We start from the raw sequence: 18096 nt of genomic DNA, 5'->3' as shown, positions 1-18096 counted from the left end.
TCCTCCTGTTGATAGTCGAATCAGGTCGTTTCGCGGACGATGAGCTCGGGCACGATGACGATGCCGTGCTGACGGTTCTTGGTGGCGATGCGGCTGAGCAGCAGGCGCACGGCTTCCTCTCCCATTTCCCGTTTCTGCACCCGCAGCGTGGTGAGCGCCGGAGACAGCAGTTCGGCCGTCGGGATGTCGTCGAAGCCGATGAGGGCGATCTGCTCGGGGATCAAGATGTGGGCTGCCCGGCAGGCCTTCATGGCGCCGATCGCATTGAGGTCGTTGTAGCAGATAAGGGCATCGATGCCCGGCGTTTCCGCCAGCAACTGCGCGGCCGCCGTCTGCCCGCCGGCCGCGGTCGGATCGCAATAGACGATGCCATGCGCCTTCAGCCCATGGGCCGCCAGCGTCTTGCGGAAACCGACGAGACGGCTCTTGCCGCCGAACGAGCTGCGCGGCCCGGCGACGATCGCGATTTTGCGGCGGCCGCGCTCGACCAGATGATCGACGGCACGCGATGCCCCGGTCTCGTAGTCGGTGACGATCGTCCCGGCGATCTCGTTGGGCGCCTCGCGGTTGATGAGGACCACGGCGCGGTGGGGCGCCAGCGCCTTATGAAGCGCCGCATCGGGCAGTCGGGCGCTGCAGACGATGATCCCGTCGACTCGATGCCGCAGCAGCGTTTCGATGAGTTCTTCCTCACGTTTGCTGTTCTCGACGACATTGGCCAGAAGCAGATTGTAGCCGGCGGCGCTCGCGGCATCCTCGGCCCCCCGGATGACCTCGGGAAAAAACGGATTGGTGATGTCTGGAACCAGAAGGCCGATGGTTTTCGACCGGTCGGACCGCAATCCGCGCGCAAAGGGATTGGGCCGGTAATTGAGTTCGCTTGCTGCTGAAATGATGCGTTGACTGGTTTCCGCGCTGGCGCCGCCCTGGCCGTTGAGTACGCGCGATACCGTCATCGGCGACACGTCTGCGGCGCGGGCGACATCGGCGATGGTTATTTTGGAGTCTGGTTCTTTGGGGCGGCTCAACGGCTGTCTCTGAGAAGGGCGGGGAATTTACGATAACGATAACTAACAGGATTTTCGAGAAAGCCAAGCCTTGTGGGTCGAGTATCGGGCGGAACGAATCTTTTTGACAAGAGATTACGATAACGATAACGTTCGCAAAAGAGGAGAATACGTTAACGATAACCTATGCAGAATGTTGGGAGGACAGAATGCAGCACGTCAGAATTCTAAGACGGCAGGTTGTTTCGACCGTTGCCGCGGCGATCCTCATGGGTGTCGGTTGGGCCGGCGCCGCTTTCGGCTTTCAGGAGTCGCCGGAATTGAAGGCGCTGGTCGACGCCGGCAAGCTGCCGCCGGTTGAAAAGCGGCTGCCCAAGGAGCCACTGGTGCTGACGCCGCTTGAATCGGTCGGTACCTATGGCGGCACCTGGCGCACGGCCACCTTTGGCGGCGGCGACAGCGAGATCGAACGTTCGATCGGCTATACGAGATTGGTCCGCTGGAATCCGGAATGGACCGAGGTGATCCCCGACATCGCCAAGAGCGTCGAGGTCAACGAGAATGCCACCGAATACACGTTCACCCTGCGGGAAGGCACGCGTTGGTCGGACGGCGAGCCCTTCACCGCCGACGATCTGGTGTGGTGGAACGAGAACGTGCTGCGCAACACCAAGATCACGCCTGCAGCGCCGGATTGGCTGACCGCGGGTGGTCAGACCGTCAAGGTCGAAAAGCTCGCCGACGACAAGGTGGTCTTCAAGTTCGCTGCCCCGAACGGCCTGTTCCTGATGAACATGGCGACCGTGCGCGGTTCCGATATCCTCGCTGCCGCACCGGCCCACTACCTCAAGCAGTTCCACAAGGATTTCAATCCCGACGGCGTCGACGCCCTGGTAAAGGCGGCCGGCGCGACCGACTGGGTCCAGCTCTTCAACAACAAGATCGGCTTCCCCGGCCGCTGGCGTGATCTCGGCCGCCCGACGCTCGACGCCTGGGTGCTGACCGCGCCCTATAACGGCACCACCCAGGTCGTCGCCGAACGCAATCCCTATTATGCCAAGGTGGATACTTCAGGAAATCAGCTGCCTTACTTCGATCGCATCACCATCGACGTGATGCAGGATACCCAGGCGATCATCCTGAAGGCGATCAGCGGCGAAATCGACATGCAGAACCGCTTCATCGAGACGACGGACGCCCGCACTGTCATCGTGCAGAACCAGCAGAAGGCCGGTTACGGCCTGTTCATCGCCCGGCCGGCATGGTCGAACGCCCTTTTGATCACCCTGAACGAGACCCACAAGAATCCGGCCTTGCGCGCCGTCTTCTCCAACAAGGATTTTCGCATCGGCCTCAGCTATGCCATCAACCGCGAGGAGCTCAACCAGCTGATCTATGCCGGACAAGCCAAGCCCTATCAGGCGGCACCCCGCGAAGGCACCGCGCTCTACGACGAGAAAATGGCGACGCAATATCTGGAATATAACGTCGACCTCGCCAACCAGTATCTCGACAAGGCCGGCCTGAGCAAAAAAGACGGCGACGGCTATCGCCTCGGTCAGGACGGCAAGCGGATCACCTTTGCGATCGATGCGCTGACCGGAAGCCCGATCCAGGTCGACGCGCTCGAAATGATCCAGCGCTACTGGCGGGCGGTCGGCATCGACATGCAGCCCCGGCCGGCCGAGCGTTCGCTGATCTTCTCCCGCCTGCAGAACAACGAGAATGACGGTCTCGCCTGGGTCGGCGGCGGGGGCTACGATTTCCTCGGCCTGCTCGATCCCAAATGGTATTTCCCGCATGAGTATGAATCAAGCTTCGCGACAGCCTGGGGCCTCTACTACCAGAACCCCAAGGATCCGAACGCTGAGGAGCCGAGCCCAGCCGCCAAGAAGCAGATGGATCTCTATCGGCAGGTGCAGGAAGCCCCGACGCTCGAAAAGCAGCTTGAAGCGATGAAAGAACTGCTGGCGATCACGCGTGACGAATTCTACGTCATCGGCACCAACCTGGAGCCGGACCGCGTCGGCATCGTCAAGACCGCTATGCGCAACGTCCCCAAGGTCATCCCCAGCACGTCGTTCTACATGACGCCGGGACCGGCGAAGCCCGAGACCTTCTACTACCAGCAATAAGACACATGATCGGCCGGAATGGCGTCCGCAGGCGCCATTCCACCAAGACCAGCCCCACCCAATCCCCCAGTCCGATCGGCCACTGCCGATTGAAGGAGCTTGAACATGGCCGGCTTCATCATCAGACGTCTGCTGTACATGATCCCGATGATGTTCGCGATCTCGGTCGTGACCTTCATCATCATCCAGTTGCCGCCCGGCGACTTCCTGACCGCGATGACCGCGCGTCTGGCCTCCCAGAACGAAACCATCGATCCCGGCGTCATCGCGGGCCTGCGCGAACGTTATGGCCTCGATCAGCCCTGGGCGGTCCAATACTGGAAATGGATCAGCGGCATCCTGCTACGCGGCGATTTCGGCCAGTCCCTCGATTGGAACAAGCCGGTCAGCGAGCTGATCTGGGCCCGCATGGGCATGACGATGGTGGTCTCGGTCACGACGCTGCTCTTCGTCTGGGCGGTGGCCTTTCCGATCGGCATCTATTCCGCCGTACGGCAATATTCGGTGGGGGACTACTTCGCCACTTTCTTCGGCTTTCTCGGCCTTGCCATTCCGAACTTCCTGCTGGCGCTGGTGCTGATGTATGTCTCGTCGCAGTATTTCGGCCAGAGCGTCGGCGGGCTGTTTTCACCCACTTATATCAACGCGGCCTGGAGCTGGGCCAAGCTCGGCGACCTGATTTCGCATATGTGGATCCCGGTCGTCGTGCTCGGAACCGGCGCCACGGCGGCGCTGATCCGCATCATGCGTGCCAACCTGCTCGACGAGCTCAACAAGCCCTATGTCGACATGGCCCGGGCCCGGGGCCTGGGCGAAATCCGGCTGCTATTGAAATATCCGGTGCGGGTGGCGCTCAACCCCTTCGTCTCCACAGTCGGCTGGGTGCTGCCGCACCTCGTCTCGGGTTCGGTGGTGGTCTCCATCGTTCTCAGCCTGCCGATCACCGGGCCGCTCCTGCTCAATGCCCTGTTTGCCCAGGACATGTATCTGGCCGGCACCTTCATCCTGCTGATGAGCATGCTGACCCTGATCGGCACGCTGATCTCAGACCTGCTGCTCGCCTGGCTCGATCCCCGCATCCGTAACGGCTGAAGGACGATAGATATGACCGATCAAGCCATCGCGCTATCGCCTGAACCCGTCCGCAATTCCGACGCCGTTGCCGGCCAGTGGAAACTCATCTGGCGGCGCTTCCGTCGCCACCGGCTGGCGCTGGCCGCCGGCCTCGTCATTCTGTTGATCTACCTTGTCGCCCTGTTTGCCGAGATTCTCGCCCCGGTTTCATCGCAGACCTACGATTCCCACTACACCTATGCGCCGCCCCAGCAGTTGAGGTTCGCCGGCTACGACGCGGCGGGCGGATTCCACCCGCTTTATGTCAACGGCTATTCGATGACGATCGACCCGATCGCGCTCAGCCGCAATTACGTGCCTGATCCGGCTGTCGTCATTCCCGTCGGTTTCTTCGTCAAAGGCGAACCCTATCGGCTCTGGGGATTGTTCGATCTCAACCGGCACCTGATCGGCCCGATCGAGGCCGGCAAGCCATTCTACCTGTTCGGCGCCGACCGTCTGGGTCGCGACGTCTTCAGCCGGACGGTGCACGGCACCCGCGTGTCTATGTCCGTCGGGCTGATCGGGGTCACGATCAGCCTCATACTCGGCATTATCCTCGGCGGCATCTCCGGGCTCTATGGCGGCTGGGTGGACGATGTCATCCAGCGCTGCATCGAACTCATCAACTCGATCCCGACCATCCCGCTGTGGATGGGGCTTGCGGCTGCCGTTCCGATCAGCGCCGATCCGATCCTGGTCTATCTCTGGATCACGGTCATCCTGTCGCTGATCGGCTGGACCGACCTCGCGCGGGTTGTGCGCGGACGGTTCCTGTCGTTGAAGACTGAGGATTTTGTCATCGCCGCCCATCTCGATGGCTGTTCGCGAATGCGCATCATCTGGCGGCACATGGTTCCTTCCTTCATGAGCCATATCATCGCCTCGGTGACGCTCGCCATCCCGACGATGATCCTTGCCGAAACCGCGCTCTCCTTCCTCGGCATCGGCCTGCGTCCGCCGGTGGTGAGCTGGGGCGTGCTGCTTCAGGAGGCGCAGAACATTCTCGCGGTCTCGAGCGCGCCATGGCTGTTTCTTCCTGGTCTTGCGGTGATCGTCACCGTGCTCGCCCTCAATTTTCTTGGTGATGGATTACGCGATGCTGCAGATCCCTATGAATACTAATTCCAATTTCGCCGCGGCCGGCGGTGGGCATGCCGATCGCGACGCCCTGATTGAGGTCGATGACCTCAGGACCCACTTCTTCGGCGGTGCGGGCACGGTGCGGGCGGTCGACGGTGTTTCCTTTTCCATCCCCCGCGGCAAGACGGTCTGTGTCGTCGGCGAATCCGGTTCGGGAAAGAGCATCACCGGCCGCTCGATCCTCAACCAGGTTCCGCGGGGCGGGCGGATCGTCTCAGGTGCGATCCGCTATCGGCCCGATCCGGCCGCACCCGCCATTGATCTCGCCTCGCTCGATCCGCGCGGCCGCGACATGCGGGCAATCCGCGGCGCCCAGATCGGCTTGATCAGCCAGGAGCCGATGGCCGCACTTTCACCCGTTCATACGATCGGCAACCAGATGATGGAAGTGATCCGCCTGCATCTCAAGATGGGAAAGAAGGAGGCGCGCGAACATGCGATCGAGACGCTGGCGCTGGTCGGCATTCCCAGGCCGGCCGAGCGCATGGAAAATTATGCCTTCCAGTTCTCCGGCGGCATGCGCCAGCGCGTCTGCATTGCGCTGGCGCTCGCCTGCCGTCCCAAGCTCTTGATCGCCGACGAACCGACCACCGCGCTCGATGTAACCACCCAGGCCAATATCCTCGACCTGTTGGCCTCGCTGCAGGCCGAATTCGGGCTCTCGGTGCTGTTCGTCACCCATGATCTCGGCGTCGTGGCCGAAATCGCCGACGAAGTCGTCGTCATGTATGTCGGCCGGGTGGTGGAGGCGGGCGATGTCGACACGATCTTCCATGCACCCGCCCACCCCTACACCAAGGCCCTGCTGCAATCGGTGCCGCGCATGCATGGCCAGCCGACCGAACGGCTCGCGATCATCGAGGGCATGGTGCCCTCGCGTTTCGACCGGCCCGAGGGCTGCAGCTTTCATCCGCGATGCAGAGAGGCGAGGGCGGGCCTGTGCGATCGAAGCAATCCGCAACCCGTCGCCATCGGCGACGGGCATGTCGCCAGCTGCCTGCTTTACGAGGCAAGACAATGATGGCCGATCCCAAGATGCAACGAAGCCCGCTGCTCGAACTGAACGATCTCAGGATGCATTTCCCGATCCGCAAGGGTGCATTCCGGCAGGTGGTCGGGCATGTCAAGGCGGTCGACGGCGTTTCGCTTCGCGTCGAAGATGGCGAGACACTCGGCATTGTCGGGGAATCCGGCTGCGGCAAGTCCACGCTGGCCCGCACCGTCCTGCGCATCTATCGGCCGACCAGCGGAGAAATCCGCTATCGCGACCGCAGCGGCGGCACGGTGGATCTCGCGGCACTCTCAGGCCCCGCCCTCAAGGAAATCCATCGGGACCTGCGCATCGTGTTTCAGGATCCGCAATCCTCGCTCAATCCGCGCCTTCCCGTTATCGACATCATCGGCGAAGTACTGAGTGTCAACGGCATCGCCAAGGGACGGGAACTCGAGCACCGGGTCGCCGAGCTGATGCAGAGCGTCGGTCTGCGGCCTGAATATATGCGCCGCTATCCGCATGCCTTCTCCGGCGGCGAACGCCAGCGCATCGGCATTGCCCGGGCGCTGGCGTCCAATCCGCGGCTGGTGATCGCCGATGAGGCCGTCTCGGCGCTCGATGTCAGCGTGCAGGCGCAAACCATCAACCTGCTGCAGGACCTTCAGGAACAGTTCGGCCTGACCTATCTCTTCGTCGCCCACGACCTCTCGGTCGTCCGGCACATCTCCGACAATATCGCCGTCATGTATGTGGGCCGAGTCGTCGAAAAGGCGCCGACGGAGCAGATCTTTTCGCGTCCGCTCCATCCCTATACCGAAGCGCTGCTCTCGGCGGTGCCAATCGCCGATCCGAGGATGCGCCGCCACGGCCGGCGCATCCGGCTGGCGGGCGAGGTTGCCGACCCCGCGCATGCGCCTCCCGGCTGTGCCTTTCATCCGCGCTGCCGCTACGCCACCGAGCTTTGCAGGCAGGAGCTGCCGGCGTTGCGTACCGTCACCGTCGATGGACACGAAGTGGCCTGTCACCACGCCGAATCCCTGACCCTCAATCCTTTCACCGATCGTACCGTTCCGGAGTTCAATTGATGCCCGAATTCATTCCACGCTCCGAGCAGCGTCCCATTGTGGATACCTCCTCCAGGACGCTCGATCTCATCTACTTCGACCTCCTCGCGCTTCCGGCCGATGGTCGGGACACGCGGCGGCTGCCCTTGCACGAAAGCCTCTACGTCGTGCTGTCGGGGCAGGTGGATATCGAGGTGGATGAGATCACGTTCGAAGCCGTGGGCCGGCGAGCCGATATCTGGGGAGGCGATGCGGACTCGGTTTACGCGCCCGTCGACGTCAATGTCCGGATATCGGCCCGTGGCGGCCCGGCGGAAATTGCGATCGCCGGCGGCCTCTGCGAGACGCGCTACGCCCCGTTCCGGGTCACGCCCGAGGAGGTCGACGCGGTCAATGTCGGCTCGCCCGACACGCATAGCCAGCGGCGGATCGTCCACCTGCTTGGGCAACGGCAGAACGGCCGCTGCGGCAACCTCCTGGTGAGCGAGCTCTATGCCGGCGAGGGCTGCTGGTCAGGCTATCCTCCCCACAAGCACGATACGGAAGACGGCGATGCCGAGACCCTGCACGAGGAGCTCTATCACTACCGCTTCCAGCCCGAAACCGGCTTCGGCAGCCAGATCACCTATGACAACGACGGTCCGGTCAAGATCCTCATGACCCGCAACGGCGATACTGTCCTGGTCGATCGTGGCTACCACCCGACCGTCACGTCGCCCGGCCATCGCGGCTATATCTTCACCATTCTTGTCGGCAAGCATCGCCGCGGGCTGATCCAGCGCTTCGATCCCGCCCATCAGCATCTGACCAAAACCATCCCCGGCATCGATGCGATGCGTGAAAAGTTCAAATAATCAGGCTCTTGACCTTCCGTGCCGGCTTTGCGGGCACGGACAGACTTCCGCCCAAGGAGAGACGATCCCATGCGTGAACGGACGCGAATAAACGTTGATGCCAGCGAAGAGGTGCGCCCCTTCGAGCGGTTCTGGCGCGGCACCGGTTTTTCTCCGGCCGAGCTGCTGCTCGAACCCGAGATGCGCCAGATGCTCGCCTATATCGGCGGCCTGCCGAACGAAGGCATCAGGTTCCTGCGCGTCCACTACCTCTACAACCTGCTGCGCGCCACCAGCGGCGCGAGCGGCTACGACTGGTCGCTGCTTGACCGCGCTCTCGACGTGATGATCGAACACCGGCTGAAGCCGTTCTTCGAGCTGATGGGCAACCCGTCGGGCCTGTTCACCGACTACGAGGACATGGACCAGGTCAAGCGCTGGCGCGATCTCGTCACGGTGACGGTGGAGCGCTATGGCGCCCGCTACGGCATGGACGAATTGCGCACGTGGTATTTCGAAACGACGAATGAGGCCGATTCCGGCTGGTGGACCTATGGCATCAAGGGCTACACCAATTATTACGACGCCTGCGTCGCTGGGCTCGACGCCATCGATCCCGGCCTGCCGATGGGCGGACCCGGCACCGCCCGTACGCTCTCGCCGATCTTTCGCGCTTTGATGGCCCATTGCGACAGCGGTACGAGTTGCCTGAGCGGGGACGGCCCGCCGCGCATCGATTACATCTCGATCCACGAAAAGGGCGTCAACGGCAGCAAGGATGACCTGACCCCGAAAACCAACGCCATCGTCGATCGCACGCTTCTCGTCGTCGATTATCTCAAGGAGCATCATCCGCGGCTTGCGGGCCTGCCGATCGTCAACGACGAATGCGATCCGCAGCTCGGCTGGAGCGATCATCATAGCTGGCACGGCAAAGCCTATTACGCCGGTATCATCGCCCGCATCATCGAACAGCACGACCGGCGCATCATCGCCCCGAAAGCGGCGAATTTCACCTTCCTCAGCAATGATCATGCCTTTATCGGCGGCTGGAGCCAGCGCACGATCTTTGCCTATTTCGGTTCGCGCAATTTCACCAAGGCGCAGTGGGAGCACAAGACCGATCTCGCCATGCTGGTCACGGATGTCGATCGTGCGCCGCCCTTCGACATCATCAAAAAGCCCGGCCTGACAGCCATGGAACTGCTGGCAACGCTCGGCGATACCGTCTGCAGGGTGACGGCCGAACCGGTGCTGACGCCCGACCAGGATGGCCTGGCGATCCTGCCGACACGGCTGCCGGGCGGCGGCGTTTCCATCAGCCTCATCCACAGCGTCGACTCCATCAACCGTTCGGGCCGGACTGCCGTCCGCCTCGAGGTCAACGGGCTGGTTCCCGGCCGCCACGCGCTTTGCCTGCTGCGGATCGACGAGGAGTTCACCAATCCGATGGAGGTCTGGGAGGCCCAGCGCGACGAAAACAATCCGCGCGGCCCCTTCGAGCCGGTCGGCGCTCCGCCCGAACCTGATGAGGCGCAATTTGCCGACCTGCGCCGCGCCCAGGAGCCGGCCTTACTGCATCCGATCAGCGTCATCGCCTGCGACGAAGGCCGGGTCAGCGTCGATCTGGACTTGCCGTTGCCGTCGCTGACGCAGGTGCTTGTCGTGCCCGACACAGGTGCGCCCCCGGCCGCGCCAACCGGTCTCGTCGTCGAACGTTACCTCGGCCTCGGCGGCCGGGAGGAGCGCATGCTGTTCTGGGCTGCCGGCGATATCAGCCCGGCCATCTTCTACGATGTCCTCACCAGCACCGACGGCAAGGCTTTTGAAAAGGTCAGTCCCGTGCCGCTGATCTCGACGGCATTCCTGCATATGTCGCCGCCAGAGGGCGCGCGTTATGCGGTGTACGCCCGCGATGCGTTTGGCCGCCGCAGCGAGCTTTGTATCTCTCGCGCTTGAACAGCGCGCCTTCCTGCCTGGGATCTGAACGATGGATATCGCCTATTTCACCAAAACCCTGGAAGGCCTGCCGCTGGAGCAGGCGGCGGAGATCACGGCGGGCCTGGGGTTCGACTGTGCCGACCTTCTCGTTCGCGATGGCCAGGCCGTTTCCCCCGGCCGGCCGGAGGAAATTGTCAGGGCCGTAAAGCTCTTTGCGGCGGCCGGACTGCGCAGCCCGATGGCGACCATCGACTCGACGCAGCCCGACGATGCGGCATCCCGGCTTCTCGGCTATTGCGGCGAAGCCGGCATCGGCCAGGTCCGGCTCGGCTTCTGGCGCTATGATCCGTCGCGGCGCTGGAAGGTTCAGGTCGATGAGGCGCGGCGCGACCTGGATGGTTTCGAGCGTCTCGCCGAACGGTTCGCCGTCAAGCTGACCATCCAGCTGCACGGCGGGACCCTGCACAGTTCCGGCGCGCTGGCGATGCAATTGCTCGTCGGGCGCGATCCCATCAGGATCGGCGCCTATCCCGATCCGGCCAATCAGATCATTCGCGAGGGGAGCGAGGACTGGCGTCTGAGCCTTGAGCTTCTCGATCCGTGGTTCTGTTGCATGGGCGTCAAGAACTGCGGCTGGTTTCCAGGCGCTTACGGAGCCGACGGCCAACGTGCCTGGCACTCGGATTGGTATGGGCTCGATGACGGTATGGTGCCCTGGAACGAAATCATTGCGCATCTGGTGACCACCGGATTTGCCGGCGTGCTCTCGATGCATTCCCAATACCGAGTTCCACGGGAACAGGCGCTCGCTAAAGTCCGCGCCGATCTTGCCCATCTCAGGCGCCTGGTCGCCGCAGCGAAAGAGTAGAGCCATGAGCAAACAAGCTCCCATCATTGCCGTGCTTTTGACCGAAAAGACCCGCCGCATGATGCTGGACGATGCGGCGACCGCTGAGTTGAACGCCCTCGGCGAGGTGCGCTGGCCGGCCGGCGCCACGATCGACGCCGTCGATGCCGACCGGCTGCTGCAGGGCGCTACGGCCTGCCTTACCGGATGGGGCACGCCGCCCTTCGATCTCGCCGCGCGCCAGCGCCATCCGCAACTCGCCCTTGTCGCGCATTCGGCCGGCAGCATCCGTACGCTAGTCCCGGCCCGTCTGTTCGACGACGGCCTTCGCGTCACCCATGCCGCCTCGAAAATTGCCGCCTCGGTTGCCGAGTTCGTCGTCGCCGAAGCGTTGCTCGCCATGCGCGGCATCCACCGGCTGCATCATGCATTGCGCGGCGGCGGTGAATGGCTCGACGTTCGCGCCGCCGTGCCGCAAAGATTGCTGGGCGCCAGAACGGTCGGCATCGTCGGCGCCGGATATGTCGGACGGGCGGTGATGCGCTTGCTCGTGCCATTCGGCTGCCGGGTGCTGGTCGTCGATCCCTATCTCAGTGGCAGCGAGGCAGCCGCGCTCGGCGTCGTCAGGACAGGACTGGACGATGCGCTCACTGAGAGCGATGTGATTTCCCTGCATGCGCCCGTCCTGCCCGAGACGCGCCGGATGATCGGCGCCCGCGAACTGGCGCTGTTGCGCCCCGGCGCATTGTTCATCAATACGGCGCGCGCAGAGCTGGTCGATGAGGTGGCGCTGCTTTCCGAGATCCGCGCCGGCCGCATCGAGACGGCTCTGGATGTCTTCGACAATGAACCGCTGCCGCCGGAAAGCCCGTTCCGCGACCCCGGTCTCGCCAATGTCACCATTTCGCCCCATGCCGCCGGCCACACCGAAGAGGCGCATCTCGCCCAAGGCCAGGCTATGGTGGACGAGATCGGCCGGCTGCTGCGCCGGGAGCCGCTCCAACACGAAGTGTCGCGCGCCATGCTCGACCGGATGGCATGAGCATGGACAGAAACACGCAAGGTTCGGTGACGGCGCCGCGCATCAGGATCGTCGAGATCGACGCTTTCGAGCGCGAGATCAACCTGCGTCTGCCGTTCCGCTTCGGCGCGGCGACGCTGGAAAAGGCGCCGCAAGCCTTCCTCAGAGTCCGCGTCGAGAATGAAGAGGGCAAAACCGCCATCGGCGCCGCCGCCGAAATGATGGTGCCGAAATGGTTCGACAAAAACCCGGCGCTGACACCGGCGCAGAATGTCGATCAATTGCGCGGCTCGATCCGCACCGCTGCCGCTGCGTCGCTCGAAGCTTCAGCGCCGACGACATTGTTTGCCGCCGCCCGCCTGAACGAGATGGAAACCGTGCGGCGCCTGCCCGGAAATCCGCTGGTCGCCGGTTTCGGACCTTCGCTTATCGCCCGCGCAGCACTCGATGCCTATTGCCGTCTTGCCGGCATTTCCTTCTTCGATGCGGTGCGCCAAAACCTCGTCGGCATTGGCGGCCCGATGCTGCCTGGCGATATCGACGCGGATGGCGCCTCTGCGGTGCTTGCCGGCCTTCGCCCGGCCGGGTCGATCTCGGCCCGGCATACGATCGGACTTCTCGACCCGATCACCGAGGGCGAAATCATCGATCCCGTCGATGACGGCCTGCCGCAGAGCCTTGAGGCGGTGATCGCGCGCTATGGCAATCGCTGGTTCAAGATCAAGCTTTCGGGCACGGTCGATGCCGATATCGACCGCCTGGCGCGGATTGCCGCCGTGCTGGACCGCCTGCCCGACTACCAGGTGACGGTCGACGGCAACGAACAGTTCGACGCTGCCGAACAGCTCGGCGCCTTGCTGGCGCAAATCGAGGCCATGCCCCGGCTGGCGAGGCTGCGTGCGGCCATTACCTTTGTCGAGCAGCCGTTCGCGCGCGCGATCACCATGGAAACGCCGCTCGGGGATCTGGCGGCGCAGTTGCCGTTCCTGATCGACGAGAGCGACGGTAGCGACGGCGCTTTTGCCCACGCCCGGCGGCTCGGCTACACCGGGGTCTCCTCAAAAACCTGCAAGGGCATTTACCGCTCGCTGCTGAAGGCGATCCGCATCAAAACAGGAACGGTGCCGGGTTTGTTCCTCTCGGGCGAGGATCTGACCTGCCAGGCCGGGCTTAGCGTGCAGCAGGATCTGGCGCTGGTTTCCCTGCTCGGCCTCTCCCATGCCGAGCGCAACGGCCATCACTATGTGGCCGGCATGCAAGCTGCACCGCAGGCGGAGAGGGCGCGCTTTGCCGCAGCCCATGCCGATCTCTACGAACAGGGCGCCGACGGACCGTTCCTGTCGATCCGCGACGGCCGGATTACCATCGGTTCGCTCGGGGCGATCGGCTATGCGAGCGGCGCCTTGCCCGATTTCGAAGCGATGGAGCCGCTGTCAGTCGGATAGCAGGACGCGCAAGCGGCTTGTGGCCGCCTGCGGGGGAACACGTCCCGCGGCCTTGTTCCGGGGGAGAGGAACGCGGCCGAAGAGCTTGCCGTCACCGGCCGTCGTCTGGCGCTGGACAATCTGGCCGATCAGATGAGGAGCGGAGATCATCTCTGACCTTGCCCTCGCCTTGACTGCTCGGGCTGGAAGGCGACCGCCGCGTGATCGTTGGACGCATGCGGTTCATCTCCGGCGATCTCCTCAGCCAGGCCGATCCGGCGCAGCAACCGTTTGAGGACCTGTTCGAGATCATCGACGAAGGTGAAGATGACGGGGATGACGATGAGGCTGAGCAGCGTCGACATCACCACGCCGCCGATCACCACGATCGCCATCGGCTGGCGGAAGCTCGAATCCCCGCCCATCAGGCTGAGCGCGGCCGGCAGCATGCCGCATGCCATGGCGATGGTGGTCATGACGATCGGCCGTGCGCGCTTGTGGCAGGCATCCACCAAGGCGTCGAACCTGGCCATGCCACGCTGACGCGACATGATCGCATATTCGATGAGCAGGATGGAGTTCTTCGTCACCACGCCCATCAGCATGAGCAGGCCGATGACTACGGGCATGGAGAAGCTCGTTCCGGTCAGCACGAGCGGCACCAACGCGCCGCCGAGCGAGAGCGGCAGAGCCATCAGAAGGGTGAGCGGCTGCAGGAAATCGTGGAAGAGCAGAACGAGGACCGCGTAGATGCAGAAGACGCCGATTGCCATCGCCAGCGCAAAACTCTGAAACAGTTCCGAACTGCGCTGAAGTTCGCCCTGTTCGACAAGAGTGACGCCCGACGGAAGATGCCGGAGCGCCGGCAGCGCCTGCGCCTCGCGATTGACGTCGCCGAGGATGCGGCCATTGAGTTCGACGGAAAGGGTGACATTGCGCATCCGATCGATACGATCGATTTGGGAGGGGCTGCCGCCAATCCTCACGTCGGCAATCGATCCGAGATCGACGTTGCCGTTGGTTCCCGCCACCCGCATGTTCTTGATATCGTCCAGATTGGTGCGCGTCTCGGGCGAGAAGCGGACGACGATGGGAATCTGCCGCTGAGGCAGGTTGAGCTTCGGCAGGTCGGAGGAATATTCCCCGCTCGTCGCCACGCGCACGGCCTCGGCGATGGCGCTCGAGGTTACCCCGAGTGCTGCGCTGCGCGCAAAGTCGGGTGTGATCTGGATCTCGGGCGCCTGTCTGGCGGCTGTCGATGTCACCGCTCCGATGCCCTGCAGTGTGCGGAGCTGTTCCTCGAGCGCCGTGCTGGCGCTGTCGAGCACGTTTGCGTCGTCGCTCGCCAGCGTGATCTCGAGTTTCGTGCCATTGCCGCCGCCGCCGACCTCCACACGCACGCCGGGGAGGACGGAGAGCGCCTGTCGGATGTCGTTTTCGATTTCAGACTGCTTGCGATAGCGCTCGTCGATGGGCGGCAGCACGGCGACGATTGTGGCCGATCCGACATCGCTCGTGGTGCTGGCGTCGGGACCGCCGCCCGAGGACGTCGAACCGACGGCTGAGAAGACATGCGTCACGTCGGGAAGCTTGCCGATAATATCCGCGGCTTTCCTGGCCGTGGCATCCGTCTGTTCGATGGTGGCGCCCGGTTGCATGGTCAGCGTAATCTGGGTCCGCGCATCGTCGGACGCGGGCAGGAAGCCCGATTTCAGCAAGGGGATGGTCGAAAGCGAGAGCGCCACGACGATGGCAGTGACGGCCACAGTCGTCTTCCTGCGGTTCATGGCGGCCTTCACGATGGCGATATAGGCACGCATGATCCGGCCATCCTTCTCCTCGGTCGGATGGGCCTTCATGAAATAGCCGGCCATCATCGGCGTCAGCAGGCGCGCGACCACGAGCGAGGCGAGCACGGCGACGGCGGCGGTGATGCCGAACTGGCGGAATATAAGGCCCGGTATGCCGCTCATGAACGCCGTCGGCAGGAAGACCGAGACCAGCGTGAAGGTGGTTGCTATGACGGCAAGTCCGATCTCGTCGGCCGCTTCGAGGGCGGCATCGATCGGCCGCTTGCCCATCTGCAGGTGGCGGGCGATGTTCTCGATCTCGACGATGGCATCGTCGACGAGGATGCCGACTACCAGCGACAGCGCGAGCAGCGTGACGATATTCAGGCTGAAGCCGGTGAGGTACATGACAAGGAAGGTCGGTATGACCGACAAGGGCAGCGCCACGGCCGACAGGATCGTCGCCCGCCAGTCACGGAGGAAAAGCCAGACAACGATGATCGCCAGGATCGCGCCTTCGTACAGCATGTGCATCGAACCATCGTAGTTGCCGATGATCGGGCCGATCGTGCTGTAAGCCTCGTCGATCTGCACGTCGGAATGCTTGGCGGCGAACTGTTTGATCGCCTTGTCGACATCGGCGGCAACACGGCTGTCGGAAAATCCGTTCGAGCGCTTGATCTCGACCGCGATCACCGGCTTGCCGTCGAGATAGGCCATCGAGGAGCGCTCGGCGAAACTGTCGGTGATGGATGCGACGTCATCGAGGCGAACCTGCTGGCCGTTCGCCAGGGGGATTTTGAGCCCCTTCAGCGCCTCGACCGATGGCAGGGCGCCGAGCGTGCGCAAGGTCTGGCGGGTGCCGCCGATTTCGCCAAGGCCGCCCGATGTATCCGTCTGCACGGCCTTCAGCTGCGACGACACGGTGGCCGCGGTGACGCCCAGCGACGCCATCGTCGCGGGATCGAGATCCACATGAACCTCACGGTCGATCCCGCCGATGCGGTTGACTTGCCCGACACCCGACACCGAAAGCAGCGCCTTGGTCAGATCATTGTCGACAAACCAGGAAAGTTCGGTCTCGTTGAGAGCGGTCGAGCGAACGGCAAAGGTGACCAGCGCGGAACTCTGTACGGTGACCTTGCTGACGCTAGGCGTCTCCATCTGCGCCGGCAGGTCGCCCTTGACGCTGTCGACGGCATTGCGGACTTCGTTCAGGGCCGTTTCGCTGTTTTTTTCCAGCTTGAAGGACACCTTGATCGAAACGGTGCCGTCCGTGATGGTCGTGGTGATGTGGTCGAGATAGCTGAGCGCGGCAAGACTATCCTCGATCTTACGAGCCACCTCGGTTTCGAGCTGCGTCGGCGCCGCGCCGTCGAGGGTAGCGGTGACGTTGATTGTGGGAAGGTCCATGTCGGGGAAATTCTGGATTGGCAGCTGTTTGAAGGCCAAGAGCCCACCGGCTGTCAGCATCACAAACAGCAATATCGCCGGTACAGGATTGCGGATCGACCAGGCTGAGAAGTTCATCAGTTTGTCTCCGCAATCTTCACGAGGTCGTTGTCCGACAGGAACGCGCCGCCTGAGCTCACCACCTTCGACGAGCGATCTATTCCGGAGACGATTTCCACCTCACCATTGTTGCGGCGGCCGGTTTCCACCCTGACCTTTTGCACCCGCTGATCCTCACCTGAAGTGAAGAGGTAACTGATGCCGTCCCGGAACACGATCGCCGTCTCGGGAACGGTCAGCGCTGGAGAGGTCTGCAATTCGATGTTGCCGGTGACATAGAGGCCGGTGCGCGGACGGACGTCGGTGGGAAGCGCCACATAGATGATTGCCCGACTGGTATCGGTGCTGACCGAAGGCCCGACAAGTCTCACCTTGCCGTCAATGGCATGGCCGTCCGGCCCGTTGATCTTGACGCTCAAGTCTTCCGAAATGCGTGGGAGGTAACGCGCTGAAATTTCGGCCTGCCATTCGACACGCTGCTGGCGAACCATGCGGAACAGCTCGGTGCCGGCGGAGACGACAGCGCCGAGATTGGCGGAACGGGACGTTATGAGACCGTCGTCGACGGCGGTGATGGTGGTCTGCGCAAGCTTGATCTTTTCGCTGTCGAGTGCCGCCTCTTCAGATGCGAGACTTGCCGTCGCCGTCTGCTCGTCGGCCAGATATTCGACAATCTTCTCGTCGGAAAGCGCGCCCGAGGGACGGAGCTGCCGCGCCCGGTCGGCGTTGGCCTTGGCCTTCGAAAGACTTGCCTTGGCGGTCTCGACGGCGGCCTCCTGCTTGCGAAGATCGGCGAGCACGCTTTCCTGGGAAAGCAGGACGAGCGGCTGTCCCTTCGTGACCACGGAGCCGACATCGACCAGGACATCGGTTATGCGCAGGCCGCCGGTTTCGGAGGCAATGACCGCTTCCTGCCAGGGTTTCAGCCATCCGCTCGCCGGAACGGTTTCAGGCCAGTCCCGCTGCACCGGCGCCGTCAGAGAGACGGTGAGAGCGGGAGCTGCCACCTGCTCGGCTGCGGCATTGCGGAGGGGGAAGAAAAGCGCGACCGCAACGAACGCGGCGGCGAGTGGCTTGGATGGTTTTCTCAACGATGCACTCCTTGTGGTCAAAGGCATCGCTGCCTTTCCCGATCCGCGATCAGCTCGATGAAGGATTGCGGCTGATGCACGGCAATCCGATCGCAGCTCGCGTCGATGTCATGGCAGGATAGGTAACGGGGCGAATGTTAAGTGCGGTCAAGTTGGCGTTAAGTTAGGTAAAACTTGGCCG

Annotated in this window: 13 protein-coding genes; 10 read left to right on the top strand and 3 right to left on the bottom strand. The window is 63.2% G+C overall.

Annotation, left to right across the window (positions count from 1 at the left end; genetic code table 11):
- Nucleotides 1–20 precede the first annotated feature (20 nt).
- Nucleotides 21–1028 (bottom strand): LacI family DNA-binding transcriptional regulator, encoded by a 1008-nt coding sequence (locus HJB89_RS05920; RefSeq protein ID WP_207584873.1) that lies wholly within the window; start codon nt 1026–1028, stop codon nt 21–23.
- A 188-nt stretch (nt 1029–1216) separates the two neighbouring features.
- Between HJB89_RS05920 and HJB89_RS05915 the strand changes: the two genes are divergently transcribed.
- From HJB89_RS05915 to HJB89_RS05870, 10 genes are all read left to right on the top strand, one after another.
- Nucleotides 1217–3142: an ABC transporter substrate-binding protein gene (locus tag HJB89_RS05915; protein WP_221114980.1), complete on the top strand. Its 1926-nt coding sequence runs from the start codon at nt 1217–1219 to the stop codon at nt 3140–3142.
- Between the two features lie 105 nt (nt 3143–3247).
- Nucleotides 3248–4234, top strand: coding sequence for an ABC transporter permease (locus tag HJB89_RS05910; protein WP_221139446.1), 987 nt, complete (start codon nt 3248–3250; stop codon nt 4232–4234).
- 12 nt (nt 4235–4246) lie between these two features.
- Entirely contained in the window at nt 4247–5380 is a 1134-nt protein-coding gene (locus HJB89_RS05905) for an ABC transporter permease (protein WP_221149223.1), read from the top strand.
- Entirely contained in the window at nt 5370–6419 is a 1050-nt protein-coding gene (locus tag HJB89_RS05900) for an ABC transporter ATP-binding protein (RefSeq protein ID WP_246762846.1), read from the top strand. The genes HJB89_RS05905 and HJB89_RS05900 overlap by 11 nt, the downstream gene beginning before the upstream one ends.
- Nucleotides 6419–7477: an ABC transporter ATP-binding protein gene (locus tag HJB89_RS05895; RefSeq protein WP_221139568.1), complete on the top strand. Its 1059-nt coding sequence runs from the start codon at nt 6419–6421 to the stop codon at nt 7475–7477. The genes HJB89_RS05900 and HJB89_RS05895 overlap by 1 nt, the downstream gene beginning before the upstream one ends.
- Nucleotides 7477–8310, top strand: a complete 834-nt coding sequence (locus tag HJB89_RS05890) for a 5-deoxy-glucuronate isomerase (RefSeq protein ID WP_221149222.1) — start codon at nt 7477–7479, stop codon at nt 8308–8310. Before HJB89_RS05895 ends, HJB89_RS05890 begins: the two co-directional genes overlap by 1 nt.
- Nucleotides 8311–8379: 69 nt before the next feature.
- Entirely contained in the window at nt 8380–10248 is a 1869-nt protein-coding gene (locus HJB89_RS05885) for a GH39 family glycosyl hydrolase (protein ID WP_221149220.1), read from the top strand.
- Nucleotides 10249–10279: 31 nt separating this feature from the next.
- Nucleotides 10280–11098 carry a sugar phosphate isomerase/epimerase gene (locus HJB89_RS05880; RefSeq protein WP_221131396.1) on the top strand — a complete coding sequence of 273 codons (819 nt, stop codon included), beginning with the start codon at nt 10280–10282 and terminating at the stop codon, nt 11096–11098.
- 4 nt (nt 11099–11102) lie between these two features.
- Complete coding sequence (locus tag HJB89_RS05875; protein WP_221149219.1) at nt 11103–12119, top strand: hydroxyacid dehydrogenase; 1017 nt, start codon at nt 11103–11105, stop codon at nt 12117–12119.
- Nucleotides 12116–13543 carry a mandelate racemase gene (locus tag HJB89_RS05870; protein WP_221149214.1) on the top strand — a complete coding sequence of 476 codons (1428 nt, stop codon included), beginning with the start codon at nt 12116–12118 and terminating at the stop codon, nt 13541–13543. The genes HJB89_RS05875 and HJB89_RS05870 overlap by 4 nt, the downstream gene beginning before the upstream one ends.
- Before the next feature lie 146 nt (nt 13544–13689).
- On the opposite strand, the gene HJB89_RS05865 is transcribed toward HJB89_RS05870, so the two are convergent.
- Both HJB89_RS05865 and HJB89_RS05860 read right to left on the bottom strand, forming a co-directional pair.
- Entirely contained in the window at nt 13690–16842 is a 3153-nt protein-coding gene (locus tag HJB89_RS05865) for an efflux RND transporter permease subunit (RefSeq protein ID WP_221149212.1), read from the bottom strand.
- Nucleotides 16842–17942 carry an efflux RND transporter periplasmic adaptor subunit gene (locus HJB89_RS05860; protein ID WP_221139441.1) on the bottom strand — a complete coding sequence of 367 codons (1101 nt, stop codon included), beginning with the start codon at nt 17940–17942 and terminating at the stop codon, nt 16842–16844. The genes HJB89_RS05865 and HJB89_RS05860 overlap by 1 nt, the downstream gene beginning before the upstream one ends.
- Between the last annotated feature and the right edge of the window lie 154 nt (nt 17943–18096).

The organism is Rhizobium sp. NZLR8, assembly GCF_019685025.1.
GTDB lineage: Bacteria > Pseudomonadota > Alphaproteobacteria > Rhizobiales > Rhizobiaceae > Rhizobium.
The sequence above is the reverse complement of the archived record's forward strand: the minus strand, read 5'-3'. Positions and strand labels throughout refer to the sequence as shown.

What these genes read in the sequence shown, in the direction of transcription:
- HJB89_RS05915 (WP_221114980.1), top strand. Translation starts at nt 1,217, where the DNA reads ATGCAGCACGTCAGAATTCTAAGACGGCAGGTTGTTTCGACCGTTGCC.
- HJB89_RS05900 (WP_246762846.1), top strand. Translation starts at nt 5,370, where the DNA reads ATGAATACTAATTCCAATTTCGCCGCGGCCGGCGGTGGGCATGCCGAT.
- HJB89_RS05875 (WP_221149219.1), top strand. Translation starts at nt 11,103, where the DNA reads ATGAGCAAACAAGCTCCCATCATTGCCGTGCTTTTGACCGAAAAGACC.
- HJB89_RS05895 (WP_221139568.1), top strand. Translation starts at nt 6,419, where the DNA reads ATGGCCGATCCCAAGATGCAACGAAGCCCGCTGCTCGAACTGAACGAT.
- HJB89_RS05860 (WP_221139441.1), bottom strand. Translation starts at nt 17,942, where the DNA reads ATGCCTTTGACCACAAGGAGTGCATCGTTGAGAAAACCATCCAAGCCA.
- HJB89_RS05885 (WP_221149220.1), top strand. Translation starts at nt 8,380, where the DNA reads ATGCGTGAACGGACGCGAATAAACGTTGATGCCAGCGAAGAGGTGCGC.
- HJB89_RS05905 (WP_221149223.1), top strand. Translation starts at nt 4,247, where the DNA reads ATGACCGATCAAGCCATCGCGCTATCGCCTGAACCCGTCCGCAATTCC.
- HJB89_RS05910 (WP_221139446.1), top strand. Translation starts at nt 3,248, where the DNA reads ATGGCCGGCTTCATCATCAGACGTCTGCTGTACATGATCCCGATGATG.
- HJB89_RS05890 (WP_221149222.1), top strand. Translation starts at nt 7,477, where the DNA reads ATGCCCGAATTCATTCCACGCTCCGAGCAGCGTCCCATTGTGGATACC.
- HJB89_RS05870 (WP_221149214.1), top strand. Translation starts at nt 12,116, where the DNA reads ATGAGCATGGACAGAAACACGCAAGGTTCGGTGACGGCGCCGCGCATC.
- HJB89_RS05880 (WP_221131396.1), top strand. Translation starts at nt 10,280, where the DNA reads ATGGATATCGCCTATTTCACCAAAACCCTGGAAGGCCTGCCGCTGGAG.
- HJB89_RS05865 (WP_221149212.1), bottom strand. Translation starts at nt 16,842, where the DNA reads ATGAACTTCTCAGCCTGGTCGATCCGCAATCCTGTACCGGCGATATTG.